The organism is Zobellella sp. An-6 (assembly GCF_052487945.1).
Map to the genome: position 1 here is coordinate 3,500,644 of NZ_CP199259.1, position 26,495 is coordinate 3,527,138.

Annotated in this window: 29 protein-coding genes; 7 read left to right on the forward strand and 22 right to left on the reverse strand. The window is 66.5% G+C overall.

Going from position 1 to position 26,495, the window contains the following annotated elements; all coding sequences use genetic code 11:
- Positions 1-6: 6 nt before the first annotated feature.
- The 9 genes from bfr to ACT7DK_RS16345 all read right to left on the reverse strand — a co-directional run bounded on the left by bfr (position 7) and on the right by ACT7DK_RS16345 (position 5,706).
- The gene (gene bfr / locus ACT7DK_RS16305; protein WP_445400991.1) at positions 7-471 is read right to left on the reverse strand and encodes a bacterioferritin; all 465 of its coding nucleotides are present in this window, start codon (positions 469-471) and stop codon (positions 7-9) included.
- Between the two features lie 199 nt (positions 472-670).
- The gene (gene hxpB, locus ACT7DK_RS16310) at positions 671-1,333 is read right to left on the reverse strand and encodes a hexitol phosphatase HxpB (RefSeq protein ID WP_445400993.1); all 663 of its coding nucleotides are present in this window, start codon (positions 1,331-1,333) and stop codon (positions 671-673) included.
- Between the two features lie 21 nt (positions 1,334-1,354).
- Positions 1,355-1,480 (reverse strand): hypothetical protein, encoded by a 126-nt coding sequence (locus ACT7DK_RS16315; protein ID WP_445400995.1) that lies wholly within the window; start codon positions 1,478-1,480, stop codon positions 1,355-1,357.
- The gene (locus tag ACT7DK_RS16320) at positions 1,477-2,172 is read right to left on the reverse strand and encodes a substrate-binding domain-containing protein (RefSeq protein WP_445400997.1); all 696 of its coding nucleotides are present in this window, start codon (positions 2,170-2,172) and stop codon (positions 1,477-1,479) included. The genes ACT7DK_RS16315 and ACT7DK_RS16320 overlap by 4 nt, the downstream gene beginning before the upstream one ends.
- Positions 2,173-2,380: 208 nt before the next feature.
- A complete protein-coding gene (locus ACT7DK_RS16325) occupies positions 2,381-2,605 on the reverse strand; it encodes a family 1 glycosylhydrolase (RefSeq protein ID WP_445400999.1) in 225 nt (74 codons plus the stop codon).
- A 68-nt stretch (positions 2,606-2,673) separates the two neighbouring features.
- On the reverse strand, positions 2,674-2,832 hold the full coding sequence (locus ACT7DK_RS16330; protein ID WP_445401001.1) for a family 1 glycosylhydrolase: 159 nt from the start codon (positions 2,830-2,832) through the stop codon (positions 2,674-2,676).
- A gap of 209 nt (positions 2,833-3,041) precedes the next feature.
- On the reverse strand, positions 3,042-4,034 hold the full coding sequence (locus tag ACT7DK_RS16335) for a Vgb family protein (protein ID WP_445401003.1): 993 nt from the start codon (positions 4,032-4,034) through the stop codon (positions 3,042-3,044).
- A gap of 182 nt (positions 4,035-4,216) precedes the next feature.
- Positions 4,217-5,209 (reverse strand): Vgb family protein, encoded by a 993-nt coding sequence (locus tag ACT7DK_RS16340; protein WP_445401005.1) that lies wholly within the window; start codon positions 5,207-5,209, stop codon positions 4,217-4,219.
- Between the two features lie 29 nt (positions 5,210-5,238).
- Complete coding sequence (locus ACT7DK_RS16345; RefSeq protein WP_445401007.1) at positions 5,239-5,706, reverse strand: hypothetical protein; 468 nt, start codon at positions 5,704-5,706, stop codon at positions 5,239-5,241.
- 111 nt (positions 5,707-5,817) lie between these two features.
- On the opposite strand from ACT7DK_RS16345, the gene ACT7DK_RS16350 reads away from it, so the two are divergent.
- Entirely contained in the window at positions 5,818-6,426 is a 609-nt protein-coding gene (locus ACT7DK_RS16350; protein WP_445401009.1) for a superoxide dismutase, read from the forward strand.
- Positions 6,423-7,331 carry a ZIP family metal transporter gene (locus ACT7DK_RS16355; RefSeq protein WP_445401011.1) on the forward strand — a complete coding sequence of 303 codons (909 nt, stop codon included), beginning with the start codon at positions 6,423-6,425 and terminating at the stop codon, positions 7,329-7,331. The genes ACT7DK_RS16350 and ACT7DK_RS16355 overlap by 4 nt, the downstream gene beginning before the upstream one ends.
- Positions 7,332-7,379: 48 nt before the next feature.
- On the opposite strand, the gene ACT7DK_RS16360 is transcribed toward ACT7DK_RS16355, so the two are convergent.
- The 4 genes from ACT7DK_RS16360 to ACT7DK_RS16375 all read right to left on the reverse strand — a co-directional run bounded on the left by ACT7DK_RS16360 (position 7,380) and on the right by ACT7DK_RS16375 (position 11,730).
- A complete protein-coding gene (locus ACT7DK_RS16360) occupies positions 7,380-9,179 on the reverse strand; it encodes an ABC transporter ATP-binding protein (protein ID WP_445401013.1) in 1,800 nt (599 codons plus the stop codon).
- A 57-nt stretch (positions 9,180-9,236) separates the two neighbouring features.
- Positions 9,237-9,842, reverse strand: coding sequence for a hypothetical protein (locus tag ACT7DK_RS16365; protein WP_445401015.1), 606 nt, complete (start codon positions 9,840-9,842; stop codon positions 9,237-9,239).
- A gap of 128 nt (positions 9,843-9,970) precedes the next feature.
- Positions 9,971-11,170: a hypothetical protein gene (locus ACT7DK_RS16370; protein WP_445401017.1), complete on the reverse strand. Its 1,200-nt coding sequence runs from the start codon at positions 11,168-11,170 to the stop codon at positions 9,971-9,973.
- Between the two features lie 167 nt (positions 11,171-11,337).
- Positions 11,338-11,730, reverse strand: a complete 393-nt coding sequence (locus tag ACT7DK_RS16375; RefSeq protein ID WP_445401019.1) for a SpoIIAA family protein — start codon at positions 11,728-11,730, stop codon at positions 11,338-11,340.
- A 163-nt stretch (positions 11,731-11,893) separates the two neighbouring features.
- Here ACT7DK_RS16375 and ACT7DK_RS16380 point away from each other — a divergent pair, with 163 nt between their 5' ends.
- The gene (locus ACT7DK_RS16380; RefSeq protein ID WP_445401021.1) at positions 11,894-12,463 is read left to right on the forward strand and encodes a DUF2939 domain-containing protein; all 570 of its coding nucleotides are present in this window, start codon (positions 11,894-11,896) and stop codon (positions 12,461-12,463) included.
- Positions 12,464-12,466: 3 nt separating this feature from the next.
- Here the strand turns inward: ACT7DK_RS16380 and ACT7DK_RS16385 are convergent, their stop codons facing one another.
- From ACT7DK_RS16385 to ACT7DK_RS16410, 6 genes are all read right to left on the reverse strand, one after another.
- On the reverse strand, positions 12,467-13,324 hold the full coding sequence (locus ACT7DK_RS16385; RefSeq protein ID WP_445401023.1) for a CHAD domain-containing protein: 858 nt from the start codon (positions 13,322-13,324) through the stop codon (positions 12,467-12,469).
- A gap of 48 nt (positions 13,325-13,372) precedes the next feature.
- A complete protein-coding gene (locus ACT7DK_RS16390; protein ID WP_445401025.1) occupies positions 13,373-13,867 on the reverse strand; it encodes a SixA phosphatase family protein in 495 nt (164 codons plus the stop codon).
- Entirely contained in the window at positions 13,864-16,563 is a 2,700-nt protein-coding gene (locus ACT7DK_RS16395; protein WP_445401027.1) for a cation-translocating P-type ATPase, read from the reverse strand. Before ACT7DK_RS16395 ends, ACT7DK_RS16390 begins: the two co-directional genes overlap by 4 nt.
- A gap of 121 nt (positions 16,564-16,684) precedes the next feature.
- Complete coding sequence (locus ACT7DK_RS16400) at positions 16,685-17,248, reverse strand: OsmC family protein (protein ID WP_445401029.1); 564 nt, start codon at positions 17,246-17,248, stop codon at positions 16,685-16,687.
- Between the two features lie 197 nt (positions 17,249-17,445).
- On the reverse strand, positions 17,446-18,984 hold the full coding sequence (locus ACT7DK_RS16405; protein WP_445401031.1) for a sigma-54 interaction domain-containing protein: 1,539 nt from the start codon (positions 18,982-18,984) through the stop codon (positions 17,446-17,448).
- 47 nt (positions 18,985-19,031) lie between these two features.
- On the reverse strand, positions 19,032-19,481 hold the full coding sequence (locus ACT7DK_RS16410) for a MarR family winged helix-turn-helix transcriptional regulator (protein ID WP_445401033.1): 450 nt from the start codon (positions 19,479-19,481) through the stop codon (positions 19,032-19,034).
- Positions 19,482-19,677: 196 nt separating this feature from the next.
- Between ACT7DK_RS16410 and ACT7DK_RS16415 the strand changes: the two genes are divergently transcribed.
- The 4 genes from ACT7DK_RS16415 to ACT7DK_RS16430 all read left to right on the forward strand — a co-directional run bounded on the left by ACT7DK_RS16415 (position 19,678) and on the right by ACT7DK_RS16430 (position 24,588).
- Positions 19,678-20,808: a homogentisate 1,2-dioxygenase gene (locus ACT7DK_RS16415; protein ID WP_445401035.1), complete on the forward strand. Its 1,131-nt coding sequence runs from the start codon at positions 19,678-19,680 to the stop codon at positions 20,806-20,808.
- 212 nt (positions 20,809-21,020) lie between these two features.
- A complete protein-coding gene (locus tag ACT7DK_RS16420; RefSeq protein WP_445401037.1) occupies positions 21,021-22,007 on the forward strand; it encodes a fumarylacetoacetate hydrolase family protein in 987 nt (328 codons plus the stop codon).
- Entirely contained in the window at positions 21,994-22,623 is a 630-nt protein-coding gene (maiA, locus tag ACT7DK_RS16425) for a maleylacetoacetate isomerase (protein WP_445401039.1), read from the forward strand. The genes ACT7DK_RS16420 and maiA overlap by 14 nt, the downstream gene beginning before the upstream one ends.
- Positions 22,624-24,588, forward strand: coding sequence for an acetoacetate--CoA ligase (locus tag ACT7DK_RS16430; protein ID WP_445401041.1), 1,965 nt, complete (start codon positions 22,624-22,626; stop codon positions 24,586-24,588).
- Positions 24,589-24,598: 10 nt separating this feature from the next.
- Here the strand turns inward: ACT7DK_RS16430 and ACT7DK_RS16435 are convergent, their stop codons facing one another.
- From ACT7DK_RS16435 to trpS, 3 genes are all read right to left on the reverse strand, one after another.
- Entirely contained in the window at positions 24,599-25,048 is a 450-nt protein-coding gene (locus ACT7DK_RS16435) for a DUF6515 family protein (protein ID WP_445401043.1), read from the reverse strand.
- 155 nt (positions 25,049-25,203) lie between these two features.
- The gene (locus tag ACT7DK_RS16440; RefSeq protein ID WP_094041389.1) at positions 25,204-25,416 is read right to left on the reverse strand and encodes a hypothetical protein; all 213 of its coding nucleotides are present in this window, start codon (positions 25,414-25,416) and stop codon (positions 25,204-25,206) included.
- Between the two features lie 60 nt (positions 25,417-25,476).
- A complete protein-coding gene (gene trpS, locus ACT7DK_RS16445) occupies positions 25,477-26,484 on the reverse strand; it encodes a tryptophan--tRNA ligase (protein WP_445401045.1) in 1,008 nt (335 codons plus the stop codon).
- Between the last annotated feature and the right edge of the window lie 11 nt (positions 26,485-26,495).

The window sequence follows — 26,495 nt, forward strand, 5'->3', positions numbered from 1 at the left end:
CTCCCCTTACATTTGCGACTGTTGGTAGTTTTCGATGCCGACCTTGGCGACAAGATCAAGTTGGGTATCGATCCAGTCCAGGTAGCCTTCCTCGTATTCCTCGATCCCGGTGAGCAACTCGCGGGACACGTAGTCCTGCACCGACTCGCAATAGGCGATGGCGTCCTTCAGCACCACCAGTTGCTCCTCCAGCTGTTGCCGATCGCAGCGCAGCATCTCCTCGGTGGTCTCGCCGATGTACAACCGGTTGAGGTGCTGCAGGTTGGGCAGGCCTTCGAGGAACAGGATGCGTTCGATCAGCTTGTCGGCCTGCTTCATGTCCTTGATGGACTTCTTGTACTCGCGCTCGTCCAGTTCATGCAGGCCCCAGTTCTTGAACATGCGGGCGTGCAGGAAATACTGGTTGATGGAGGTGAGCTCGATGCTCAGTACCTGGTTCAGGTACTCGATGACTTTTTTGTCGCCTTTCATAACCTTCTCCCCATGGATTCCGTTGGCAATGATAGACGTGCCGGCTCCCCTTTTCAAATTTAAATAAAAGCTAAGTTACTGATTTTATTTAAATAACGTAGTGTTAATAAGAACAGGTGTTATTTTTAACGCGGTTCATCCGGCGCCAGTCCCGGCCCCGAACGCCCCAGGTCGGAACACCGGCCACCCCGGCTCCCCCTCACAGCTCCAGCAGGCGGCGCAACTGGGGGCAGTCGAAATCGGTCAGGGAGGCCAGCTTGAGATCGGCAATGCCGAAGCGCCGATCCCGGTACAGGGCTGGCTCGGGCACGCACAGCGCCGTCATCTGGGCGGCCTTGGCGGCGATGACGCCGTTGACCGAATCCTCGATGGCCAGGCAGTGCTGGGGCAGCACGCCCAGGGCGGCGGCCGCTTCCAGGTAGACCTGGGGATGGGGCTTGCCGAGCGGCAGGTGTTCGGCGGATACCCGCACCTGGAAGTGGCCGGCCAGCCCGAAGTGTTCGAGCACGGTGTCGATCAGCCGCAGCGGCGAGGAAGAGGCCAGCCCCACCTTGAGCGGGGAGCGAGCCAGCCACCCCAGGGTGTCGCGCACCCCGGCCATGGGTTCGTCCAGCCGCCGCACCTGTGCGATCACCTGCTCGATCATGGCCTCGGTCAGGGCATCGGCACAGGCCGGTTCCAACCCCTTGGTGCGCACCCAGCGCTGGCTGATCTCGTCGATGCGCAGGCCCACGGTCTGGGCGCCGTCCTCCTCGGTGACGGTAAAGCCGAAACGGGCTCCCGCCTCCCGCTTGGCCTGCAGCCACAGGGGTTCGGAGTCGACGATGACCCCGTCCATATCGAAAATAACCGCTTCAATCATGCTGTGCTCCTCGTGGTTGGTTTAATCGCCGGTGTTCGGCGCCGTCACCGACGCCCGCAGGATCAGCCGCCCCCGGAAGCGCGCCGGGACCGAAGCCGGGCGGCCCTCGGCCAGTGCCAGCGCCAATTGCATGGCGTGCCGGGTCATGGCCTGGACGGCAGCTCCACCGTGGTGAGCGGCGGCCGGCTGTAGGCCGACATGGGCTCGTTGTCGAAACCGGCCAGCGATACCTGTTCCGGCACCCGGATGCCGGCCTCGTGCAGCGCCCTGAGCGTCCCCACCGCCATGTCGTCGTTGAAGGCGAACAGGGCACGGAACTTGGCTCCCCGCTCGAGCAGCCGCCGGCAGGCCAGGTAACCGCCTTCGAGATGGCTGTCGCCGTGCTCGATCAGTTGCGGATCAAGAGCAATGTTGTGTGCCCCGAGCGCGGCCCGGTAGCCCTCGAGCCTGGCCTGGCCGGTGGGGGCCCGGATGGGGATGGTGATGCAGGCGATGCGCCGGTGGCCCAGGCCGATCAGGTGGTTCACCATCAGTCGGGCGGCGCCGGCCTGTTCGAAGCAGACGCTGGGCCCCAGTTCTGCCGGCAGCTCCCGGTTGATCACCACCAGCGGAATGGCGAGCCCGGCCTTGAGCCCGGCGAGCTGCGATTCGGACATAAAGCGGCTGTACAGCACGATGGCATCGCAGCGCCGGTCGGCCAGGCTGTTGGGCCGGTAGCCGAGCTGGTCGATGGCGTCGAACACCGCCCGGCGGGTGGACTCCTTCACCTGGGTGGTTCCGTTCAGCACCCTTGAGGCCGTGGCCTTGGAAACCCCGGCCAGTTTGCATACATCGGTCATGGTGGCCATTGCTGTTATCGGAAAAGAGTAAGGGAAAAACGGCGCCAGGGTGTCAGGTCTTAATGGGGCAGCCGTCCCCTCCGCGAAGGCGGGGGTCCATGGGACAGCGACGGGAGCTGAAACCTGTTCCACGCCCTATGCCGCCTCCTGGATGCCCGCCTTCGCGGGCATGACAAAACAGCTCCGGCTCGAACCCTTGCCTTGTAGCTCAACCCTGTTGCAGGCCGGCGCCGCGGGATCTTATCACCTCCTGGTACCAGAAGAAGCTCTTCTTGCGCTGCCGGGCCAGGTGGTTGTCCCGGTCGATGTAGACGAAACCGTACTGCTTCTGGTAGCCGTTGAGCCAGCTGAGTTCGCGAAAGCACTGTACCGCCCGGGCATGGGCCAGGAACACATGGTGGCAGGCCTGCAGCGCCCGGTCCGGGTCGCGCACCCCGGGCGGGTGGGCGCCGTGCCCCTGCGGAAACAGCCGGGTCCAGGCGATGGAAAAGCGATAGCTGGTCAGCCCCTGTCCGCCATCGGCGCCACGTCCTCCCGGAAGCGATGGTAGTGAGCCGCCGCCAGATCGCCATTGGTGCCTCCATGGGTGGTGCCGGGCAGGTGGGCGTAGACATCCCAGATGGACGGTCCCTTGCCGTCGGCGTCGTGGCCGCCCTCCACCTGGTAGGCGGCGCTGGCCGCGCCCCACAGGAAATGCTGTCATGCTGGGATCCTCGCCTGGAATGATCCGGGCCGGCCGGATCCGTTGTCGCAACCGGCCGACCTTGGGCCCACCCTAACAGCAAAATGAAACCGGTTTCATTTTGCTTGAAATTGGTGCGCGGAATAAGAAACCGGTCCGGTGTCGTGTTGCTGATGCCGCCTTAGCGCTAGGGCGCCAGCCGGATCTGGCCCAGGGTGTTGGCGTCGGTGGCGAACCAAAGGCTGTCGCTGGGCGCGTGGTAATGCAGGTGGCGCACGGCGCCACTGGGGCTGGGCAGCGCCAGCTCGTGCAGGAAACGCTCGCCTTGGGTGTCGAAGCTCAGCAGGCGCATGGTCCGGCCGCCCTGATCCGCCAGCCACAGCCGGCCCCCGCCGTCCAGCGCCGCGCCGTAGGGCCGGGCCCGTCCTTCGCCGGGGACAGGCCATTCATCGAAGCTTCCCGACGACGGCCGATAACGGCCGACGAGGCCACCGGCGAAATCCAGGTACCAGACGTCACCGTTGCCGGCCACTGCCAGCCGCCGCACCCGTGCCCTGGGCCTTGGCAGGGTCACTTCGGTCAGCGCCAGGGTCTCGGGATCTATCCAGGCCAGCTTGTTGGTGCCGAACAGCGACACCCAGGGCCTTCCCTGGCCGTCCAGCTTGATGTCGTAGGGCCGGGCGTTGACGGTGGGCACCCGTATCAGCTCCAGCGCTCCATTGCCCGTATCCAGCCGGCCTACCCGGTTGCTTTCGGGCGCGGTAAACCAGAGCTTGCCTCCTCCGTCCAGCGCCAGGGTGTAGGGATCGCGCACCGCGGGGTTGCGGATAGTAAAGGTGGCGATCTCCCCGCTCGCCGGATCCAGCCGGCCGAGGCGGGCATTGCGGTTGCCCGCGTACCAGACCCTGCCGGCGCCGTCCACCGCCACGCCATTGGGATAGGTGCCCGATTCCAGCTCGATCCGCGCAAAGGTGTCGGTATCGGGATCGAACACCGCCAGGTAGTTGCCCAACTGGCCGCTGAACCAGACCCGTCCATCCGGCGCCACGAAAGGATCCCGGGGACGGGTTCCGGGCCAGGGCACCTGCCATTCCTGGATGTGGGGGGATGACACGGGGGCTTCCTGCGCCACGGCGGTCAGCAACAGCCACAATCCCAGCAATGGATACAGGATCTTCATGGTTACCTCTCTCCCACGGAAAACGCCTTCTTAGTGTAGCCGGATCGCAACAGGCTCCAATAGGAGCCTGCCGGAGAACATGCGGGTCGGGATAACGAGGCTGCTTTCCTGCTGCTGGTTTGCCAAGCAGACAAAAAGCCGGGTCTGGGAGAGGCCCGCTGTATCGATTGTCTTCTCTGGCGCTAGGGCGCCAGCCGGGCCTGGCCCAGGGTATTGGCATCGGTGCCGAACCAGAGGCTGTCGCTCCCGGCGTGGTAGTACATATGGCGCACCGCTCCGCCCTCGCTGGGAATCGACACCGCCGGCAGGAAGCGCTCTTCGGCGGTGTCGAAACCCAGCAGCCGCACCGGGCGGGAACCCACGTCCACCAGCCACAGTCGCCCGCGTTGGTCCATGCCGGAGCCGTAGGGTTGGGCCCGTCCCGTGCCGGGAATGGGCCACTCGTCGAACCCGCCCTCTGCCGGCCGGTAACGGCCGATCAGGCCGCCGGCGAAGTCCAGGTACCAGACGTCGCCGTTGGCGGCGATCTCCAGCCGGCGCACCCGGGCCTGCTCCCGGGGCAGAGTCACTTCGGTCGGCGCCAGCGTCCGCGGGTCGATCCAGGCCAGCTTGTTGGTGCCGAACAGAGCCACCCAGGGCCGGCCCTGGCCATCCAGCTTGATGCCATAGGGGCGAGCGTTGGGGGTCGGCACCCTCACCAGGGCGATGTTGCCGCTGGCCATGTCCAGCCGGCCCACCCTGTTGCTGCCCTGGGCGGTAAACCAGATCCCGCCCCGTCCATCCAGCGCCAGGGTGTGGGGATCGCGCACCTGCGGATCGGGCATGGGGAAGGTGACTATCTCCCCGCTCGCCGGATCCAGCCGGCCAATGCGGGCATTGCGGTTGCCGGCGTACCAGACCAGCCCGGCCTCGTCCACCACCAGGTTGTGGGGATGGGTGCCCGGCTCCAGCTCGATGCGCCGGAACTGCCCGGTGCCAGGCTCGAACACCCCCAGGTAGTTGCCCGCCTGGCCGCAGAACCAGACCCGCCCGTCCGGCGCCACGAAGGGATCCCGCGGCCGGGTGCCGGCCCAGGGCACCGGCCACTCGCGGATGGCGGCGGGCCCGGACGCCGCCTCCTGCGCCCCGGGCCCGAAGGCCAGCAGCACGCCCAATAGCAGGAAAAGGTGTTTCATTAGGCCGTCTCCGGCTGGGTTACACCCCCTTAGTGTAGCCGTACCGGGTGGCGATCCACCGGGTGGCGATCCACCGGGTGTCGATCCGCTGGATAACGGCCCAGCGCCGCCTGGGCCTGTTCGAGCCGGCACAGTTCGCGCCACAGCCGGCCACACTCGCGCAACAGCGCCGCATCCACCGCCATCGGCAACGGCTGCCGCTGCTGCCACGCCGACAACTGGCGCAGGGTGCGCCGCAGCAGGCCGAGGCAGCGCCGCCGGCGCCCCTGCCGGGCATAGGTCTCGGCCAGGCTCCGCACGCTGATCGACAGGCAGACGATCAGCGACTCGGAGTCTAGCTCACCGGCCACAGGCTCTTCCCGCCCGTCCGGGGGCCAGTGCGCGGCCAGCAGCGTCAGCGCCTGCTGGTAACAGCCGCAGGCCAGTTCGAACCGATCGTGGGCGAAGGCCCGGTTGGCCTGGGTGATCCAGCTTTTCCATTGTTCCAGCAGCTCCATCTTCCTTCCCATCGTCGATGTTGAGGCGGTCGGTGTTGAGGCGGATAAATATGACTTGCCTTTTCATCAAATGCAAATAAAAATAATTCCCATTTGAATGGGATAAAATTCATGACGTTTCCGCTTCCCGCCCTGCCCTACCCCTACGACGCCCTGGAGCCCCACCTGGACGCCCTGACCATGGAGATCCACCACGGCCGCCACCACCAGGCCTATGTCAACGGCCTGAACGCCGCCGTCGAGGGCACGCCCTATGCCGACTGGCCGCTGGAGCGGCTGCTGAGGGAGATAACCGCCCTGCCCTCCAGCCTGCAGACGGCGGTGCGCAACCACGGCGGCGGCCACGCCAACCACTCCCTGTTCTGGCGGGTGATGTCCCCCGAGGGCGGCGGCGAACCGGCCGGCCGGCTGGCCGAGGCCATCGCCCATGACTTCGGCGGTGTCGAGGCGTTCCGGCAGCAGTTCGTGCAGGCGGCGGTGAGCCGCTTCGGCAGCGGCTGGGCCTGGCTGGTGGCGGACGCGGACGGCCGGCTGTCGGTGACCAGCAGCGCCAATCAGGACAGCCCGCTGATGGACGGACTGACGCCCATACTGGGACTGGATGTGTGGGAGCACGCCTATTACCTGAAGTACCAGAACAAGCGGCCCGACTATATCGCCGCCTTCTTCCGGGTGGTGAACTGGGCCGAGGTGGCCCGCCGCTACGAGGCCCTGCCATGAGCGCCCCCTCCGTCAGGCCTCAGGACACGCCGCTAAGCGGGGGATGGCGGCCACGCACCTGGCTGGGTCTCGCCCTGGTGCTGGCCGGCGCCGGGCTGGTGGTACTGCACTGGGTGGAGGTGATGCGCCAGGAACTCCTGGTGCGCCAGGCCTTTTTCGCCGGTCTGCTCGCCGCCGGTGCCACCGCGGCGGGCACCCTGCCCGCCCTGTTTTCCCGCCGCCTGGCCGGCCGCCTGCTCGACGGCGTGCTCGGCTTCGGCGCCGGCGTCATGCTGGCCGCCAGCATCTTCTCGCTGATCGTCCCGGCGCTGGACGTACTGGCAGAGCAGGGCGCAGGCAACTGGCACGCCGCCGGCACCGTGGCCCTGGCGGTGCTGCTGGGCGGCGCCGTCATGCTGGTGCTGGAGCGTTGTGTGCCCCACGAGCACTTTATCAAGGGCTCAGACGGGGTCGGTTCGGAACGGCTCAAGCGCGGCTGGTTGTTCGTGCTGGCGATAGCGCTGCACAACATCCCCGAGGGCATGGCCATCGGCGCCGCCTTCACCGGAGGCGACGGGGTGGCGGCCAGCGCCCTGGCCACCGGCATCGCCATTCAGGATATCCCCGAAGGCTTCGTGGTGGCCATGGCCTTGCTGGCCCTCGGCTACCGCCGCCGTTTCGCCCTGACGGTGGGCATGCTGTCCGGGCTGGTGGAGCCGGTGATGGCCATGCTGGGTGCCTCGGTGCTGGTCGGCTCGCCCCTGCTGCTGCCCTGGGGGCTGGCGCTGTCGGCGGGTGCCATGCTGTTCGTGATCAGCCACGAGCTGATCCCCGAATCCCACCGCCAGGGCCACGAGCTGTGGGCCACCAACGGCCTGATGCTCGGCTTTGTGCTGATGATGCTGCTGGACACCGCCCTGGGGTAAGGCGCGGGCAGGCCGCCCGCGCTCCAGCCACCGGCGGGCTGGCTCGGCTCAGGCAAACACCGTTTCCTGCTCTTCCGTCACCTCGCCGGTCTGCACCCGCCACTGGGCGGCGTAGAGGCCGTCCCTGGCCAGCAGCTCGGCATGGCGGCCCTGCTCGGCGATGCGGCCCTGGTCGACCACCACTATGTTGTCGGCGTGGACTATGGTGGACAGCCGGTGGGCGATCATGATCACGGTGCGGCCGTGGGCAATCTTGCGCAACGAGCGCTGGATGGCGGCCTCGGTCTCGTTGTCCACCGCGCTGGTGGCCTCGTCCAGGATCAGCACCGGCGGATCCTTGAGCAGGGCCCGGGCCAGGGACAGCCGTTGGCGCTGGCCGCCGGACAGCCGCACACCCCGCTCGCCCACCGGGGTATCCAGTCCCTGGGGCAGCCGCTCGATAAATTCCCAGGCCTCCGCCACCCGGGCGGCGGCGATCACCTCTTCTTCGCTCGCCTCGGGGCGACCGTAGGCGATGTTGTCGCGGATGCTGCCCTCGAACAGGAACACCTCCTGGCTGACCAGGCCGATATTACGGCGCAGAGCCTGCATGTCCAGCCGCGCCAGCGGCTTGCCATCCAGATAGATATCACCTTGATCCGGCTGGTAGAAGCGCAGCAGCAGCTTGATCAGGGTGGACTTGCCGGAGCCGGTGGCCCCCACCAGGGCGAGGGTGGAGCCCGCCGCCACGGTCAGGTCGATGTCGTTCACCCCCACCCGGCTGGAGGGATAATGGAAGCTCAGGCCCTTGAAGCGTACCTCGCCTTTCACCGGTGTCGTCAGCCCTTCGCCGCCGTCCTGCACCTGCACCGGGGTGGTCAGCAGATCCAGGATACGCCGGGTGCTGGCCATGGCCCGCTCGAACAGATCGATCACCTGGGCCAGGCCGGTGAGCGGCCACAGCAGCCGCTGGGTGAGGAACACCAGCACCCCGTAGGCGCCCACGTTGAGCGAGCCGTCCAGGGTCTTGAGGCCGCCGAGGATAAAAGTGGCCAGAAAGCCCACCAGTATCGCCATACGGATGATGGGGATAAAGGCCGAGCTGATGCGGATGGCCGCGCGGTTGGCCTCCACATAGGCCTCGCTGCTCTGACGCAGCCGCTCGGCTTCGCGGGCCTCGGCGGTGAAGCTCTTGATGGTGGCGATGCCGCCCAGGTTGTTGGACAGCCGCCCGGCCAGATCGCCCACCTTCTCGCGCACCTCGGCGTACACCGGACCGGCCTTGCGCTGGAAGTAGAAGGCGCCCCAGATGATGAGCGGGATGGGGGTGAAGGCCAGCAGGGCGATCTGCGGCGACAGCACCATGAACACGGCGCCCACCGCCACCACGGTGACGAACACCTGGATCAGGCTGTTGGCGCCGCCGTCGAGGAAGCGCTCCAGCTGGTTGACGTCATCGTTCATGATGGACACCAGCTGGCCCGAGCTTTTGGACTCGAAAAAGCCCATATCCAGCCGCTGCACGTGCTCGTAGGCGTCCTGGCGCAGATCCGATTGCAACCGCTGGGCCAGGTTGCGCCACAGGATCTGGTAGAGGTATTCGAACAGCGACTCGCCGGCCCAGATAAAGAAGGTGAGTACGCCCAGCACCAGGATCTGCTCCTTGGGGGTGACGAAGCCAAGCCGGGCCACGAAGCTCTGCTCCTGGTTGACCACCACGTCGATGGCGATACCGATCAGGATCTCGGGGGCGATATCGAACAGTTTGTTGAGGATGGAGCAGCAGGTGGCGGCGATGATGCGGCTGCGATAGCCCCGGGCATAGCGCAACAGGCGCCCCAGCGCCTGAAAGCTGGACGAGCTAGACATGAAACAGACTCCGCGCAGGAAAGGAAAGTCGCTAGCCTACCGGATCAGGACACGCCATTAAAGCGAATCATTATCATTGTATTGACTCTCGCCGGCCCGCACCCGGATCAAGCGGTCCGCCTCCAGCCCGGCGGGGAACTCCCCGGCGGCCAGGTACTTGTAGCCGGTGTTGACCCCATATTCGGAAATCCCCAGGGCCTTTACCAATTCGAAGTGCCGCTCGTAGGCGAACAGATAACCGGCGTCTCCCGAGGGACGACGCAGTATGCGTTCCACCTCGTCCACCTGGGGGCTGGCGAAGGCCTCGGCCAGCCGCCCGGCGTTGCCGCCCTGGGGACCGACAGGCTCCGCATCCGGATCCGGCTCGAACAGCTCGGGCGCCGAGTTGTACTGGTCCACCACCCAGCCCCGCTCACACAGGGCCAGCAGCAGGATATCGTCGTCATGATTGAGCGCCGCCAGCACGGGAACATCCAGCTCCGCCGACAGTTGGCAGCCGAGCGTCAGCACCACCTCCGGCTCCTGGCCCTCGGCCTCTTCGTCCAGCACCACCACGCATCCCCTGTGGGCCGGCGTCACAAAGGCATTGCGCCCCCGCAGGGCGGCCACCACCGCCTCGACATCGGTGCAGCCCAGGGTATGGCTGACATAAAAGCTTTCCATCTTGACGGCTCCCGGCCCGGTGGCCCCTGATTGCTCTCCGTCCTTTCAACATAGTCCGAAAACGCCCCTGCCGTTGCCGGCCGAATAGAAAAGGGGCCCGCGGGCCCCTTCACAACGGCAATAGCCGCTTACTCGATCCAGATGGGATTGGAATAGGCGCGGTTGCCCTGCTTGTCTTCCGCCACCCACTGCATCCAGGTACGGTTGGGGGGCACCGGCACGCCGGTGCGGAACCACTTGGCGCCGTTAATATTCCAGCCGGCCACCTGCTTGCCATCCAGCCAGACTTCGGCCTTGGCCAGGCCCACCTCGGAGCGGAACTCCACCTGGGTTTCGCTGTAGGGGGCGGCCACACCGCCGAAGTTGGTGGTCACCGGGTAGATCTCGGGGCCGAAGCTGATAAAGCTGTGGCCCTTGGCCGCGGCGGCGGCGAAGTCGGCGCTGAGCCGTCCCTTGGGAGTATAGGCATAGAGCTTGGCGCTCTGTTGGCGTCCGTCTTTCAGCAACGGACTGGCGCTCAGGTAGACCCGTTCTCCCCTGTCCCAGCGCTGGCGCATCGCCGACAGGTAGGCGTCCAGGCTGCCGGCCGCGGGGTTCAGCTCGAACAGCCCCAGGCTGGCCTGGTCGCTGGCGACGGTGTACATCTCCTTGTCGGACAGCAGGCCGCCGAGGGAGCCGGCGCTCAGCCAGGCGCTGAACTCGCCGGCCTTGCCCGACCGGCGCAGATCGTCGGTTTCGTACAACTCGCCCAGCGGGTTCTGGGGCTGGGCCGCGGTCCAGTGATTCTGCACCATGCGCGACATCTCGTTATAACTGGGCCCCGGCTGGGCCGGCTCGTTGCGCTGCAGTCGGTAGCCGGCGAACAGGGCCTCCTTGGGCGGGGCCTGCAGTTGGGTGCTGAGCTTGATACCCGGATGGTCGCGGCTGACCTCGTAGCGGCTCAGCAGGGTATGGCCGTTCCATTGACGCTTCAGCTCGATCACCAGCCGCTCGGCGGTATGTTCGGTGATGGTGACCTCGCCCAGGCTGAGCTCCCCTTCCCCCGGTACGAAGTCGAGGGATTCGATACGATCCTTGCCGAAGACGCCGTTTTCCACCAGCGCCAGGTCCACCAGGGCGCCCTGGCTGGCCGGAGAGATGGCGAAGGTAAAGTGGGGCGTGCGCACCGTGATGTCCTCGGATCCACGGGCGTTGCCGCCGGCGATCTGGGTGGGGCCGCGAACCAGTTCGATACCGGCGGGCGGAGTTCCCTGCTGGGCGGTGTTGGAAGAGCAGGCGGTAAGCACCATGGCCGCCAGCAGCGACAGACCGGATTTGTAAAAGCGCATCTTTGAGGAACCCTGAATTGAGGAACGACGACGGACAGGAATTCTGACAGCTCTTTATCAGAACTCAAGTGCTTCCGGTGGTGGCCACGGAGCCCGGCTCCCAGGCGACACACTCCAGCGGCGTCGGCCGGAGCCGGGCTGATCCCGACCGCGACGAAATAAGTCGTTCAGGGCTCGTCCTGATCCAGCCAGGTCCTCGCCTCTTCCAGGCTCTCGAAGTACTGTACCTGGCTGCTCAGCATGAACCAGTCCGCCAGGGTCGCCAGCAGCTTCTCCCGCAGATCCACCCCCACTATCGCCAGCTTGCCGAACTCGTCGCCGTGCTTGCGGGTGAACTGGATATCCTCCCAGAACGCCTTGGCTTCCCAATGGTTGAAGTCGATCATATCCACCAGCGCCCTGATCCTCGGGCTGTCCATGGTGGCCAGGGTCTGCTCGAGTTGCTGCTCCATTTCCCTGAAGTCGTCGTAGGCGATGTCGCCGTAGATCTTGATGGTGAGATACAGGGTGTGCTCGTCCTGCTTGCGCATCTCGACGGCCATGCCGTGTGCTTCCAACATGATGCTGCCTCCTTGGTGATTGCGATCAGCTCTAAGTATGGACCCGGTCTCCGGTTATGCTGCACCGGGAAGCGGAGCCGGCCTGGCATCTCCTCAGCTTTCGTCTTGCCAGCGGCGACGATTGCAGGCAGCCTTGGCACCTCGCTTTTATCGGAGTCTTCCCATGCGTATCCTGAAGCTTGTTCTCGTCATGGCCGCCGTGCTGGCCCTCGGCTACGGCGTGGCCGCCCCCTGGCTCACCGTCTACCAGATCCGCGAGGCCGCCGACCACCGCGACAGCCGGGCCCTGGCCGAACACGTGGAGTTCGACAGCGTGCGCCAGAGCCTGAAGGATCAGCTGAACGCGCGCATGCTGCGCGAGCTGGGCGACGACATCCGGCAGAATCCCCTGGCCGCCCTGGGTGCCGCCCTCGCCAATACCGTGGTGGACGGCCTGGTGGATACCTATGTGACCCCGGCCGGCATAGAGCAGTTGATGCGGGGCGAGACCCCGGCCCCCGGTATTCCCCGCCGCGAGCCGCCGCCCGCCGGCAACGGCAACGGCAACGGGGGCGACGCCGGCGGGCCCAAAACCGAACGCCGCAAGCCCTTTTCCGACGCCCGCATGGGCTATCGTTCACTCAATCATTTCGTGGTCACCATGACCGACGACAGCGGCAAGCAGGCCGAGTTCATCCTGAGCCGCCGGGGCCTGGGCTGGAAGTTGACCGCCATAGTGCTGCCCCTGGACTGAGCCTTAGTCCCGCCGCCAGTGCTGCTTGAGGCGCTGGCTCATCTCCCGGGGCTCGTCGGCGAACAGCGCCTGCCCCCCTTGCAGGGCCTGCCGACGCAGCTGGTCGCGCCGCTCGCCGATGACGGCCATCACCCGTCCTCCCGTCAGCTCTGGGACATGGCGCAATTGCAGGGCGGCCAGTACCCCCAAGTCGTGTTCATCGCCCAGCCATTCCCCCAGCTCCTTGAGCCGTTGCGCCCTGGGCTGCAGCCAGTCCGGGGCCAGGGGTTGCAGCAACCGCAGCTGGTAGCCGTGGTATTTCACCCACTTGCGCCACTGGTGCCAGGGCTCGGCCGGCTCCTTTCCGAGCAGTTGCCAGGCCGGCTCCCGGGCCTGCTGGTAGACGGTGCGGAAGCCGGCTCCCAGGGTACGGAAACGCGACTCGAACGGCGGCCACCGGGCTACCCGTTGCCGGCCATCCAGCAGGGCCGTCGCCGCCTGGCGGAGCAACCTGCCCGGCTTTTTTACCCCGGCTCCCGCCGGCAGCAGCGGCAACAGCCGGCCGGTCAGCTCGGCCAGCTCCGGCTGTTGCCGTCCCAGTTGCTCCAGCAGCTGGCGTTGCACCACCGCATCGCGCAGGGGCGAGAGGCTACGGGCGATGTCCCGGAAATAGCGGTCGCAGGGGCGGAACCTGCGTCCCAGGGGCAACTCGATCAGGCGCAGCAGGGCGCGCAGTTTCTTGATGCTCTTGCGCGCCTCGTGCACCGCCTCGTCCTGTGCGCACTCTCCCTGCAAGCCGGCGGCGGCCTGCTCCAGCAGGTCGCAGGCATTGGCGCGCAGGCTCTGGTCCAGGGACTGCCGCAGATCCAGTTCAAACCCCATGGCAATGGCTCCGAGTGCGGGCTTGGCCCGTTCGCAGGCAAGTGTAGCTCAGCCCAGCCGTTTCGGGGTCTGGTACCACAGCAGCTCGCCGCAGTCCGCCTGCAGTTCGCTCCATCCGTCAATCATCAGGCACATATGCAGCACGGCGCAGGTGGGAAACTTGTCGTCCGGCCCGCCGCACAGCATCCGGCTCAGTTCGCCCAGGCCGGGCATATGGCCCACCAGCAGCAGATGACCGACCGCCCCCGACTGGCGTTGCAGCAGCCTCAGCAGGGCGGCACCAGGCGCTTCGTAGAGGCCGGGCTCGAAGGCTATTCGTTCGGCGGGGTAGTCGAGGGCGGCGGCGAACGCCAGGGCGGTGTCCCGGGTCCGGCGGGCCGGGCTGCACAGCAGCAGCTCCACCGGCGGCAACCGGGCCGCGGCGTAAGGCGCCATCACCGGCAGATCCTTGCGCCCCCGTTCGCCCAGGGGCCGGTCGAGGTCGGCCAGGGACGGATCGTCCCAGCTCGACTTGGCATGACGCACCAGGGTCAGCAGCTTCATCTTCCCTCCGTCTTGATCAACCGTTTTTCCAGCGCCAGCATCAGGAAGGCCGCCAGGCCGATCCCTATGGTCAACAGTACATGACCCGCCGTCAGGGGGCGAGTGCCGAACCAGAGCTGCATGATGGGGGTATAGGTAAAGAACAGTTGCAAAAACAGCACCACGCTCACCGCCAGCAGGGCCGGCCTCAGGCTGCGCCATCCGTTCCAGGCCGGACCCTTGCTGTACAAGCGACGCACGCTGAACAGGTACCAGACCTCCATGGCCACCAGGGTGTTCACCGCCAGGGTACGGGCGTAGCCAACCTCGTGGCCGGCGGCCAGGGACCACTGGAAAACCCCGAAGATACCGATGGTGAACAGGGAGGACACCAGCAGTATGCGCCATATCAGGAAGCGGGACAGGATGGGGGCGCAAGGATCCCGGGGCGGACGGCGCATGACCCCGGGCTCGCTGGACTCGAAGGCCAGGGCCATCGCCAGGCCGATGGAGCTGACCATGTTCACCCAGAGGATCTGCAGCGGCTCTATGGGCAGGGTCAGCGCCAGCAACAGGGCCAGTATGATCGACAAGGACTCGCCGCCGTTGACCGGCAGCAGGAAGATGATGGCCTTCTTCAGGTTGTCGTACACGGTGCGGCCCTCGTGCACCGCCCGGGTGATGGTGGCGAAATTGTCGTCGGTCAGTACCATCTCGCTGGCTTCCTTGGCCGCCTCGGTGCCGCCCTGGCCCATGGCTACCCCCACGTCGGCCCGCTTGAGCGCCGGGGCGTCGTTGACGCCGTCGCCGGTCATGGCCACCACGGCACCCCGCTCCTGCAGCGCCTGCACCAGGCGCAGCTTGTGCTCCGGCGTGGTGCGGGCGAACACGTTCACCGACTGCACCCGTTCGCACAGTTCGGCATCGGTCAGTTGCTCCAGCTCCCGTCCGGTCAGCACCTCGTCGTGGTTGTGCAGCCCCAGCCGGGCGGCGATGGCCGCGGCGGTGATGCCGTGATCGCCGGTGATCATCTTGACCTGGATACCCGCACGGTGGCATTCGGCCACCGCCGCTATCGCCTCTTCCCGGGGCGGATCCATCAGCCCCACCAGGCCGAGCAGCCGCAGCCCCAGCTCCAGTTGCCGGTGTTGCAGCTCGCCCTCGGCGTCGTCGGGCGCCAGCGACTTGATGGCCACCCCCAGCACCCGCTGGCCGCCGGCGGCGATCTCCTCCATGACCCGCAGCCAGCGGCCCTGCTCCAGGGGCTGGCCGCCGTGCTCTTCCCGGCATAGCGTCAGCAGCACGTCCGGCGCCCCCTTGACCACCAGGAAGTGGCTGCCGTCGGGCCCCCGATGGCGGCTGGCCATGTATTTGTAGCGGGAGTCGAAGGGGATCTCTCCGCTGCGGGGATAGCGCTGCTGCAGCTCGGCCGGATCCAGCCCGCCCTTGAGCGCCAGGGTCAGCAGGGCGCCCTCCATGGGATCCCCCTCCACCCGCCAGCCCTGCTCGGCCCGTACCAACCGGCTGTCGTTGCACAGCACGCAGGCCTGCAGCAGGGGCGCCAGGGCGCCGGAGGGATGACCGACGCCGTCCAACCGGCACAGGGCCCCCTCAGGGGCATAGCCGCTGCCCTCCACCCGGTAGCGGGCATCGGCCAGCACCAGGCTGGCCACCATCATCTCGTTGCGGGTCAGGGTGCCGGTCTTGTCTGAGCAGATCACCGACACCGCCCCCAGGGTTTCCACCGCCGGCAGCCGGCGGATGATGGCCCGGCAACGGGCCATGCGGGTGACGCCGATGGCCAGGGCCACGGTGAGGATGGCGGGCAGGCCTTCGGGGATGGCGGCCACCGCCAGGCTGACCACCGCCATAAACAGCATCTGGGGCTCCTGTCCCCGCAGCAGGCCGAGCACGAACACCAGCATCGCCAGGCTCAGGATGACCAGGGTCAGGGTCTTGGCGAAGCCGCTCATCTGCCGGATCAAGGGCGTGGTCAGCTCCTCCACCGTCGCCAGCAGCCGGTTGATCTTGCCGAGTTCGGTGCACACACCGGTGGCCACCACCACCCCCATGCCCTGGCCCTGGGTGATCAGGGTGCCGGAATAGAGCATGCTGCGCCTGTCCCCCAGGTCGGCATCCTCCGCCACCGGCTCCCCGTCCTTGGCGACCGGCACCGACTCGCCGGTCAGGGCCGCCTCCTGGGCCTGCAACCGGCTGGCCTTCAACAGGCGGATATCCGCCGGCACCTTGTCGCCGGCGGTCAGCCAGACCCGGTCGCCCGGCACCAGCTCTACCGCGTCGATCCGCAGCCGCTCGCCGTCGCGGCTCACCGTGGCCTTGGCCGACAACATGGCGCGGATGGCCTGCAGCGCCTGCTCGGCCCGCCCTTCCTGGATATAGCCGATGATGGCGTTGACCAACACCACCGCCAGGATCACGCCGGTGTCGACCCAGTGCTGCATCAGGGCCGCCAGCACGGCGGCACCCAGCAGGATGTAGATCAGCAGGTTGTGGAACTGGCGCAGCAGCCGGCGCCACCAGGGAGTGGGGGCCACCCCCGGCAACTGGTTGGGCCCGAAACGATGCAGCCGGGCACGGGCCTCGTCCCGGCTCAGACCCGCTTCGGGGCTGTCCAGCCCGGCCGCCACCGCCTCGCCCGGCTGGCCATGCCAGTGGGGAGAAGAAGGGGGAATGCTTTCCGTGATCCTTCGGCTCATCGCCTACCTCCTGCTGCAGCGCACAATTCCTTGTCGCCAGGCTAGCAGTATAGTAATGACAAGCCCTTGATATATCACAAGGGGGTAGCTGCCGGGCCGGACAGGGCCCGGCAGCTCGGGGTCAGGCGACCCGTTCCAGCCTGACCGGCACCGGCCGGCAGACGGTGTTGCACACCGGCGAATGCTGACGGGCATAGCCCATCAGATCCTCCAGCTCCTGATCGCTGCAGTCGGCGTCCACCTTCATGCGGATGGTGATCTGCTCGTAGCCGGCGGGGACACCGTCGTCCAGGCCGAGCAGGCCATGCAGATCGATATCCCCTTCCAGTTCGGTGGACAGGGCGCGAATACGGATGCCGCGGGCGGCCGCATGCAGCACCAGGGTGGTGGTCACACAGCCGGCCAGGGCATGCAGCAGGTATTCCACCGGGTTGGCGCCCTCGTTGTCCCCCAGCAACACCGGCGGCTCGCCGTTGGTGAAGTGGAAGGGCTGGGTGCGGGAGTCGTCCTCCTGGCCGGCACCGTAAAAGTCCTGGATGGTGGAGCGGTTCTCACCGCCGCTGACCCAGCGGTTGCGGGCCCGGAACTGGAAGCGGGCCAGGCCCGGCTGCTGCTGGATGGCGGCGATGGTGGTCATCATCTGGTCCTTGTCGAGACCGTTGATCATCTGGCTGTGGGTGTTCATGGCATTTCTCCTCGGTTGCACAGGTTGGGCGATGGCGCTCGCCTCGCTTTCACTGTCGCAATCCCCGTGCCAGCCGTTGATGGAGAAGAATTCACTTTATAATCAACTGGTTGATATTTAATCCTGGCACAGCGGAACTCCCGAGACCTCGTGTTTCACGATAATTCGGGTCTGCCGGCACGAGATCGGGGGAGACATCAGCGCAGGCCAAGGGCCTTGAGGCGGGAACTCAGGGTGTTCGGGTGCAGGCCGAGCAGGGCGGCGGCGCCGTCGGGGCCGGCAATCCTGCCCTGGCAGTGGGCCAGGGCCCGCTCCAGGTTGGCCTTTTCCAGCGCCGCCAGCTCCGCCGCGGTGAGGATGACGGCTTCGTCCGGTTCCATGGGCAAAGGTGGTGGCGACGCCTCGGGCAGGGCCCGCTCCAGGGCCAGCCGGCGACCGTCCGGGCTGATGATCAGCGCCCGCTCCAGCACGTTTTCCAGCTCGCGCACATTGCCCGGCCAGGGGTAGCCGCGCAGGCGACGCTCGTCCTGTTCGGTCAGGGTCGGCAGGGGCAGGCCATGGCGGCGGGCGAAACGCGCGAGCAGGGCCCGGGCCAGCAGCAGGATGTCGTCGCCCCGCTGCCGCAGGGGCGGCACCCGCAGCGGGAAGACATTGAGCCGGTACCAGAGATCCTCGCGAAAGCTGCCTTCCGCCACCATGGCCGCCAGATCCCGGTGGGTGGCGGCGATCAGGCGCACGTCCACCTTTTCGGTGCGGCCACCGCCCACCCGCTCGAACTCCCCCTCCTGCAGCACCCGCAGCAGCTTGGCTTGCAGATCCGGCGGCATCTCCCCCACCTCGTCGAGGAACAGGGTGCCGCCGTCGGCCTGTTTGAAACGGCCGTCCCGGCGCTGCAGGGCGCCGGTGAAGGCCCCCTTCTCGTGGCCGAAGAATTCACTCTCCTGCAATCCGGGGGCGATGGCGGCACAGTTGACCCGGACAAAGGGCATGGCGGCCCGCCCGCTCTGGCGATGGAGGGCACTGGCCACCAGTTCCTTGCCGGTGCCGGTTTCGCCGCAGATAAGCACAGTGGTATCGAGCCCCGCCACCCGCCGCAGCTCCTCCCGCATCCGGCGCATGGGCGGGCTTTCGCCCAGGATCTCCGCCTCGCCCTGCAGCCGAGCTATGTCCTCCCGCAGCTGGCGGGCCTCTTCGGCTAGAGCGCGCAGCCGGGTTTCCCGCTCGGCCAGGGCCTGATCCCGCCACAGCCGTGCCAGCTCGGCCGAGGCCCGGGCGGTGAACAGCCGGAACACCGAGAGCAGGGCCGCACTGGCCGCCAGGGGCTTGTCGTCCAGCACCGCCAGGTGGCCGAGCACCACCCCGTTGGCGTCCTGCAGGGGCTGGCCCAGGTAACTGACCGCGCCCAGGGCCGGCAGATCCGGATCCCGGGGATAGAGCTCGATCACCCGCTCCGCCACCAGGGTCGGCTCGCAGCGGTTGATCACCGGCTCGCAGGGGGTGCCGCCGATATCGTATTCGTAATCCTCGATATAGTGGTCGTCGAACCAGAACGCCAGCGCCCGCAGCCGGCGGCGGGCCGGCCGCCACTCGGTGACCCAGGCGCCCTTGACCCCGAGCATCAGCGCCAGTTGCCGCACCAGCTGCTCGAAGAAAGCCTGGCCCGAGCTGCCGGCCAGGCCATGCACCAGGGCGTCGAGCAGCCGCTGGTCGAGGACGGGACGATCGGTGACGGGCATGGGGAATCTCCGGTGACGGCACTCCCCCAAGTATAAGGCAGGCGGGGTTACAACTCGTCCAGCCGCCTGAGCAGCCGATCCAGGCCGTTGACCAGATCCCGGTATTCGGACGCCGACAGGCAGTCGATCAGGTTCGCTTCCCATTCCAGCACCCGGGGCACCATGCGCTGGTACAGCTCCTGCCCTTCCGGCGTCAGCCTGACCAGGGCGGCACGCTGATCCTCCGGCATGGGGGTGCGCTGTATCAGCCCCTTGTCCTCCAGCCCCTGCAGGCCACGGGATACCTTGACCTTGTCCATACTGCTGATGGCCGACAGATCCCGGGCGATCACCTGCTCCCGGTAGCCGATGGCGGCCAGCAACCGCCACTCGGGCCGGCTGACGCCGAACTCCCTGGAATACAGCTCGGCCAGCTGGCTGCCGACCCGTTCGGCGGTCAGCACCAGCTTGTAGGGGACAAAATCGTCCAGTACGAAATGGGTTTTCTTCTGTACCACGCCACATCCTTCGGTCTAGGGCCGGAAATGGACAACAGTGTAACTATTTTCTGCCGGAAACACGTAGCGAAAAGCGAACCGCTCCGAAAAAACCCCGGTTAATTTACTATATTTTAACAATGATACTTGAAATATCCATCACAGCCATGGATATTAGTAACAAATGCAACCAAATATCCTCAGGGAGAGCAGGCAGATGCGTCACTGGTTCCAATTCCCCATCCGCGAGGGCGACAGCTCGCGCCAGGCCCACTGCGACATGCCGGCGGGCACCTTCGAGCGGGAAATCGGCAAGGAGGGCTTCTTCGGCCCGGCCACCCATATGTACCATGAGCACGCCCCCACCGGCTGGACCGCCTGGGAAGGCCCCCTGCGCCCCCGCGCCTTCGACACCAACCGGCTGGCGCCGCCGGGCCAGAGCCCCTGGGACGCCGCCCCCCTGCTGCACAACGCCAACGTCAAGGTGCGGCTCTGGAAGAGCGAGCGCTCCATGGATCACCTGGTGCGCAACGGCGACGGCGATGAATGCCTGTTCGTGCACCAGGGCAGGGGCTGGCTCTACTGCGACTACGGCCGGCTGGCCTTTCACGATGGCGACTACCTGATCCTGCCCCGCTCCACCACCTGGCGGCTGGAGATCGAGGAGCCGGTGACCCTGCTGATGATAGAGGCCAGCAACGGCTCCTACCTGAACGCCGAGCGCGGCCTGGTGGGCGCCCACGCCATCTTCGACCCGGCGGTGCTGGAATACCCGCGCATCGACGACGCCTTCAGGGCCCAAAGCGCCCAGGCCGGCGAATGGCAGGTGCGGCTCAAGGCCCGGGAGCAGATGAACCGCATCACCTTTCCCTTCAACCCGCTGGACGCCCGGGGCTGGAAGGGCGATCTCACCGTGTTCCGCCTCAACTGGCGCGACATCCGCCCGCTGATGAGCCACCGCTACCACCTGCCGCCCTCGGCCCACACCACCTTCGTCGCCAACGGCTTCGTGATCTGCACCTTCGTGCCCCGGCCCATAGAGTCGGATCCGGGCGCGCTCAAGGTGCCCTTCTACCATAACAACGACGACTACGACGAGGTCATCTTCTACCACAAGGGCAACTTCTTCAGCCGGGACAACATAGAGGCGGGCATGATCACCCTGCACCCCTGCGGCTTCACCCATGGCCCCCATCCCAAGGCCTTTGCCGCCGGCGCCAGGCATGCTCGCACCGAGACCGACGAGGTGGCGGTGATGATCGACACCCGGCTGCCGCTGGAGGTGGCCGAGCTGCCCGAGGGGGTGGAAAACCCGGATTATGTGAATTCCTGGCAGGTGAAGGGCTGATAGCTGGAAGCTGGAAGCTGGAAGCTGGAAGCTGGAAGCTGGAAGCTGGAAGCTGGAAGACAGAATAGCGCGCTCCCGCCCGGGCGGAAGCCCGTATCGGATAAAGGCGTGCCCACCTGGATTCCCGCCTGCGCAGGAATGACCAGGCAGCGGTCACGCCGGTAAAAACACGACAGGCCCAGGGCCGAACAAAAAATATCAAGGAGATTATTGTGAAACTAGCCTCTCTCAAACAGGGCCGCGACGGCCAGCTGATCGTGGTGTCCCGGGATCTGAGCCGGGCGGTGAAGGCCGGGGCCATCGCCCCCAGCCTGCAGGCGGCGCTGGACAACTGGGCCGAGGCCGAACCCAGACTGCAGGCCCTGTACCGGCAGTTGAACGAGGGCGCCTGCGCCGACAGCTTCCCCTTCGACCAGGCCGCCTGCGCCTCGCCCCTGCCCCGGGCCTACCAGTGGGCCGACGGCAGCGCCTACGTCAACCACGTGGAGCTGGTGCGCAAGGCCCGCGGCGCCGAGATGCCGGCCAGCTTCTGGACGGATCCGCTGATGTACCAGGGCATGTCCGACGGTTTTATCGGCCCGCGCGAGGACATCCGCCTGGCGGACGAGGCCTGGGGCATCGACTTCGAGGGCGAGGTGGCGGTGATCACCGGCGACGTGCCCATGGGCACCCCGGCGGAGCGGGCCGGCGAGCATATCAAGCTGCTGATGCTGGTCAACGACGTCTCCCTGCGCAACCTGATCCCCCACGAGCTGGCCAAGGGCTTCGGCTTCTTCCAGTCCAAGCCCGCCTCCTCCTTCTCGCCGGTGGCGGTGACCCCGGACGAGCTGGGCGACCACTGGCGGGAGCACAAGGTCCACCGCCGGCTGCGGGTGCACCTCAACGACGAACTGTTCGGCGAGCCCGACGCCGGTACCGACATGACCTTCGACTTCGCCCAACTGGTGGCCCACGTCAGCTTCAACCGGGCACTCTGCGCCGGCTCCATCATCGGCTCGGGCACCGTCTCCAACCTGGATCGCAGCACCGGCTCCTGCTGCCTGGCGGAGCGGCGCATGCTGGAGATCCTCGACCAGGGCCAGGCCAAAACCCCCTTTATGAAGTTCGGCGACCGGGTGCGCATCGAGATGCTGGACGAGGCCGGCCACTCCATCTTCGGCGCCATCGATCAGCGGGTGGTAAAACATGAAGCTCTATGACTATCCCCGCTCCTCCGCCGCCTACCGGGTGCGGATCGCGCTCAACCTGAAGGGGCAAACCTTCGAGGCCGTCCCCGTCAACCTGCTGGAGGGAGCCCAGCGCGGCGAGGACTACCGCACCCTCAACCCCACCGGCCTGGTACCCAGCCTGGACACCGGCGAGGGCCTGCTCGGCCAGTCCCTGGCCATCATCGAATACCTGGACGAACGCTTCCCCGCCCCGCCGCTGCTGCCCGCCGGAGCCTTCGCCCGCGCCCGGGCCCGCGCCCTGGCCCTGCAGGTGGCCTGCGACATCCACCCGCTCAACAACCTGCGGGTGCTGCAATACCTGGTGGGCGAATTCGGCATCGATGAGCGGCAGAAGCTGGCCTGGTACCACCACTGGCTGCAGCAGGGCCTGGCCGCCCTGGAGCGGCAGTTGACGGAGACAGACTCGATCTTCTGCTGCGGCGACACCCCGGGACTGGCGGATATCTGCCTGGTGCCCCAGCTCTACAACGCCCGCCGCTTCGGCCTGGATCTCGCGCCCTACCCGCGGCTGATGGCCATCGACGAAGCCTGCCAGCGGCTGGAGGCCTTCGCCGCCGCCCATCCCGACCATCATCAGGAGGTCTAGATGAATACCGATCATGGGCCCCTCTGGCGCCCCGACCGCGCCCGCATCGAGCAGAGCCGGCTCTGGCGCTTTATCGACGAACTGAACCGGGAGCAGGATCTGGCCATCGACGACTTCGCCGCCCTGCACGCCTGGTCGGTGCGCAACAGCGATAACTTCTGGAGCCGGCTGTGGGACTTCGCCGGCGTGATCGGCCATAAGGGCGAAGTATTGCTGCAACGGGGCCAGAGCCCCGAGCAGGATCTCTGGTTTCCCGAGGCCAGGCTCAATTTCGCCGAAAACCTGCTGGCCCAGGCTCACGCCTTCGCCCGGGAGGACGCCCTGCTGTTCCAGGCCGAGGGCCAGGGACACCTGCGGCTGAGCTGGGTCGAGCTGGAAGCCCAGGTCGCGGCCCTGCGCGCCTGGCTCGAGGCCGAAGGCATCGGCCCCGGCGACGTGGTGGCCGGCTACCTGCCCAACCTGCCGGAGACGGTGATCGCCATGCTGGCCACCGCCGCCCTGGGCGCTATCTGGACTTCCACCTCGCCGGACTTCGGGGTCGACAGCGTGATCGACCGCTTCGGCCAGACCCGGCCCAAGGTGCTGTTCAGCGCCGACGGCTACCGCTACAACGGCAAGCTGCACGACACCAGCGCCAAGGCCAGGGACATAGTGGCGGCGCTGGACAGCGTGCGTCACTGGGTGCAGATCCCCTATATCGGCCGGCACCAGTTGAGCCCGGACGACGGCGCCTTGCACTGGCCCGAGCTGCTCGAACGCCACCGGGGCCAGCCACCGCGCTATACCCCCATGCCCTTCAACGCGCCGCTCTACGTGCTCTACTCTTCCGGCACCACCGGCAAGCCCAAGTGCATCGTCCACAGTGCCGGCGGCATGCTGCTCAACCACCTCAAGGAGCACCAGCTGCACTCGGACGTCCGCGCCGGCGATAGGGTGCTCTACTTCACCACCTGCGGCTGGATGATGTGGAACTGGCTGGTGTCCGCCCTGGCCAGCGGCGCCACCCTGCTGCTGTACGAAGGCTCCCCCTTCGCCCCGGACGGCCGGGTGCTGTGGGACTGGAGCGAGCGGGAGGGGGTCACCCTGTTCGGCACCTCCGCCAAGTACCTGGAGGCGCTGGAGAAGCAGCATATCCACCCGGCCGACAGCCACGATCTCGGCGCCCTGCGCACCCTCTGCTCCACCGGCTCCACCTTGGCGCCGGAGCAATTCGACTACGTCTATCGCCATATCAAGGGGGATCTGCAGCTGGCCTCCATCTCCGGCGGCACCGATATCTGCGGTTGCTTCGTGCTCGGCAACCCCATCAGCCCGGTGTACCGGGGCGAGTGCCAGGGCCCCGGCCTGGGGTTGGACGTGCGGGTATTCGACGACCAGGGCCGCCCCCTGGTCGGCCGGCGGGGCGAACTGGTGTGCTGCAACAGTTTCCCCAACCGGCCATTGGGGTTCTGGGGCGACGAGGACGGCAGCCGCTACCACGCCGCCTACTGGGCCACCTGGCCCGGGGTCTGGCACCACGGGGATTTCGTCGAGCAGACAGAACATGGCGGCATGCTGTTCTACGGCCGCTCCGACACCGTGCTCAACCCGGGCGGGGTACGCATCGGTACCGCCGAGATCTACCGCCAGGTCAACCAGTTCGAGCAAATCCAGGATTCGGTGGTGATCGGCCAGCACTGGCAGAACGACGTGCGGGTAGTGCTGTTCGTGAAGATGGCCCCGGGTGAAATGCTGACCGAGGAGCTGGAAAGCGCCATCCGCGAGCGGATCCGCCGCCAGTGCACGCCCCGCCATGTGCCGGCCAGGATCCTGGTGGTGAACGACATTCCCAGAACCAAGTCAGGAAAAATCGTCGAGCTGGCGGTACGTAACGTGGTGCATGGGGAGCCGGTGAAAAACATCGGCGCCCTGGCCAATCCCGAGGCGCTGGAGCAGTTCAGGGACAGGCCGGAGCTGGCCGATTAACACACCGCCGTTACCAGCGATGTCCGGGCGGTGCCGACACCACCTGATAGCCCCGGTGATGGGGACGGAAGTAGTTGCCGCCGTGGAAATAGTAGGGACCGTCCCCCAGGTTCAGGCTGATATAGCCCCCCGGCAGGCCGGAAACGATGGCCCCCAGCGGCAATACCACCGAGATGCTGGTGCCCGGAGCATAATAATGTCGGCGGGGGCTGGGATAGTAATGGCGCTCCACCACCCGCTCACGCGAGCGGAAGTAATGGCGCCGTTCGCCGCGAAAATGCCGGTGGTCGCCGCGAAAATGCCGATCGTGCTGATGCTGCCGGAAATGCTTGTGGTGTTTGCCGTGTCGCTCGTAACGGCGATCATCCCCGCGAGCCTGGGCCTCGGGCACCGTCGCCCCCAGTGCAAAGATTCCCAGCAGGGGCAGCAACAGGGCACCACCTTTGAACAGGGTTTTCATTTTCGTCCCTCCTCTCTCGATGCCCATGGTCCGGGCCCAGAAAGATACCCTAATCATGGGTCGGAATGGACGAAAGCGACAACCGGAGAGAACAGCGCTGCGTCAGCTCATGACAAGGACATCAGAAGGAGTGATCACTCACCTCCGAGCGACACTTATTGCTGCAGGAAACGTCCCTGGGCCATTTCCCGCTCACGCTGGCATTCGGCGAGGTAGATGGCGGCCACCACGGCGGCGTGCTGATGATGATCGTCCACCGCCTTGGACACCATCAGTTCCAGGGTCTTCTCGTTCTTGGCCATGCGGAACTTGCGCAGCCAGTACAGCTTGTCGGTAAGCTCCCGATCAAGGGGTTGTTGTTCGGTCATAGGAGGGAGTGAATCCAATCAGGCAAAATCGAAAAAGGAGCCAATGCGGCTCCTTGTCAGTCAACGGCTTTTCGGAACGAAGCCGATCACATCATATACCTTTTCCAGGGTCTGTACAGCCTTCACCCGGGCCTTGTCGGCCCCCAGGGTCAGCACCTTGCGCAGCTCGGCCTCGTCTTCCCGCAGTTCATGGAAACGGCGCTGGATGGGCTCCAGCATGGCCAGCACCGCCTCGGCGGTTTCGGTCTTGAGGTGGCCGTACATCTTGCCTTCGAAGTGTCGCTCCAGCTCGGGGATGCTGCGACCGGAAGCGCCGGCCATCAGGGTCAGCAGGTTGGACACGCCGGGTTTCTGCTCCACATCGAAGCGTACCACGGGCGGATCCTCGGAGTCGGTGACCGCCCGCTTGAGCTTCTTGGCGATGCTCTTGGGATCTTCCAGCAGACCGATGAAGTTGTTGGCGTTGTCGTCCGACTTGGACATCTTCTTGGTCGGCTCCTGCAGGCTCATGATGCGCGCGCCCTCTTCCGGAATAAAGGGCTCGGGCACGGTGAACACCTCGCCGTAGAGCTGGTTGAAGCGGTAGGCGATATCCCGGGTCAGCTCCAGGTGCTGCTTCTGATCATGCCCCACCGGCACCTGGTTGGCCTGATACAGCAGGATGTCGGCCGCCATCAGCACCGGATAGGTGAACAGGCCGGCGTTGATGTTTTCGGCGTAACGGCTGGACTTGTCCTTGAACTGGGTCATGCGCGACAGCTCGCCGAACTGGGTGTAGCAGTTGAGCACCCAGCCCAGCTCGGCATGCTCCGGCACGTGGGACTGGATGAAGATGGTGCTCTGCTCCGGATCCAGGCCGATGGCCAGGTAGAGGGCGGCCGCATCCAGGCAGGCGGAGCGCAGGGCCTTGGGGTCCTGGCGGACGGTGATGGCGTGCATGTCGACGATGCAGTACAGGCAATCGTACTCCTGCTGCATCTTCACCCACTGGCGCAGGGCGCCCATGTAGTTGCCTATGGTCAGCTGGCCCGAGGGCTGGGCGCCGCTGAGTACTATCGGTTTAGCCATGGTTGTCTGTT

Bases quoted from the DNA above. Each gene is read 5' to 3' on its own strand.
- bfr (WP_445400991.1), bottom strand. From the start codon at position 471: ATGAAAGGCGACAAAAAAGTCATCGAGTACCTGAACCAGGTACTGAGC.
- hxpB (WP_445400993.1), bottom strand. From the start codon at position 1,333: ATGATTGAAGCGGTTATTTTCGATATGGACGGGGTCATCGTCGACTCC.
- ACT7DK_RS16315 (WP_445400995.1), bottom strand. From the start codon at position 1,480: ATGACCCGGCACGCCATGCAATTGGCGCTGGCACTGGCCGAGGGCCGC.
- ACT7DK_RS16320 (WP_445400997.1), bottom strand. From the start codon at position 2,172: ATGACCGATGTATGCAAACTGGCCGGGGTTTCCAAGGCCACGGCCTCA.
- ACT7DK_RS16335 (WP_445401003.1), bottom strand. From the start codon at position 4,034: ATGAAGATCCTGTATCCATTGCTGGGATTGTGGCTGTTGCTGACCGCC.
- ACT7DK_RS16340 (WP_445401005.1), bottom strand. From the start codon at position 5,209: ATGAAACACCTTTTCCTGCTATTGGGCGTGCTGCTGGCCTTCGGGCCC.
- ACT7DK_RS16345 (WP_445401007.1), bottom strand. From the start codon at position 5,706: ATGGAGCTGCTGGAACAATGGAAAAGCTGGATCACCCAGGCCAACCGG.
- ACT7DK_RS16350 (WP_445401009.1), top strand. From the start codon at position 5,818: ATGACGTTTCCGCTTCCCGCCCTGCCCTACCCCTACGACGCCCTGGAG.
- ACT7DK_RS16355 (WP_445401011.1), top strand. From the start codon at position 6,423: ATGAGCGCCCCCTCCGTCAGGCCTCAGGACACGCCGCTAAGCGGGGGA.
- ACT7DK_RS16360 (WP_445401013.1), bottom strand. From the start codon at position 9,179: ATGTCTAGCTCGTCCAGCTTTCAGGCGCTGGGGCGCCTGTTGCGCTAT.
- ACT7DK_RS16365 (WP_445401015.1), bottom strand. From the start codon at position 9,842: ATGGAAAGCTTTTATGTCAGCCATACCCTGGGCTGCACCGATGTCGAG.
- ACT7DK_RS16370 (WP_445401017.1), bottom strand. From the start codon at position 11,170: ATGCGCTTTTACAAATCCGGTCTGTCGCTGCTGGCGGCCATGGTGCTT.
- ACT7DK_RS16375 (WP_445401019.1), bottom strand. From the start codon at position 11,730: ATGTTGGAAGCACACGGCATGGCCGTCGAGATGCGCAAGCAGGACGAG.
- ACT7DK_RS16380 (WP_445401021.1), top strand. From the start codon at position 11,894: ATGCGTATCCTGAAGCTTGTTCTCGTCATGGCCGCCGTGCTGGCCCTC.
- ACT7DK_RS16385 (WP_445401023.1), bottom strand. From the start codon at position 13,324: ATGGGGTTTGAACTGGATCTGCGGCAGTCCCTGGACCAGAGCCTGCGC.
- ACT7DK_RS16390 (WP_445401025.1), bottom strand. From the start codon at position 13,867: ATGAAGCTGCTGACCCTGGTGCGTCATGCCAAGTCGAGCTGGGACGAT.
- ACT7DK_RS16395 (WP_445401027.1), bottom strand. From the start codon at position 16,563: ATGAGCCGAAGGATCACGGAAAGCATTCCCCCTTCTTCTCCCCACTGG.
- ACT7DK_RS16400 (WP_445401029.1), bottom strand. From the start codon at position 17,248: ATGAACACCCACAGCCAGATGATCAACGGTCTCGACAAGGACCAGATG.
- ACT7DK_RS16405 (WP_445401031.1), bottom strand. From the start codon at position 18,984: ATGCCCGTCACCGATCGTCCCGTCCTCGACCAGCGGCTGCTCGACGCC.
- ACT7DK_RS16415 (WP_445401035.1), top strand. From the start codon at position 19,678: ATGCGTCACTGGTTCCAATTCCCCATCCGCGAGGGCGACAGCTCGCGC.
- maiA (WP_445401039.1), top strand. From the start codon at position 21,994: ATGAAGCTCTATGACTATCCCCGCTCCTCCGCCGCCTACCGGGTGCGG.
- ACT7DK_RS16430 (WP_445401041.1), top strand. From the start codon at position 22,624: ATGAATACCGATCATGGGCCCCTCTGGCGCCCCGACCGCGCCCGCATC.
- ACT7DK_RS16435 (WP_445401043.1), bottom strand. From the start codon at position 25,048: ATGAAAACCCTGTTCAAAGGTGGTGCCCTGTTGCTGCCCCTGCTGGGA.
- ACT7DK_RS16440 (WP_094041389.1), bottom strand. From the start codon at position 25,416: ATGACCGAACAACAACCCCTTGATCGGGAGCTTACCGACAAGCTGTAC.
- trpS (WP_445401045.1), bottom strand. From the start codon at position 26,484: ATGGCTAAACCGATAGTACTCAGCGGCGCCCAGCCCTCGGGCCAGCTG.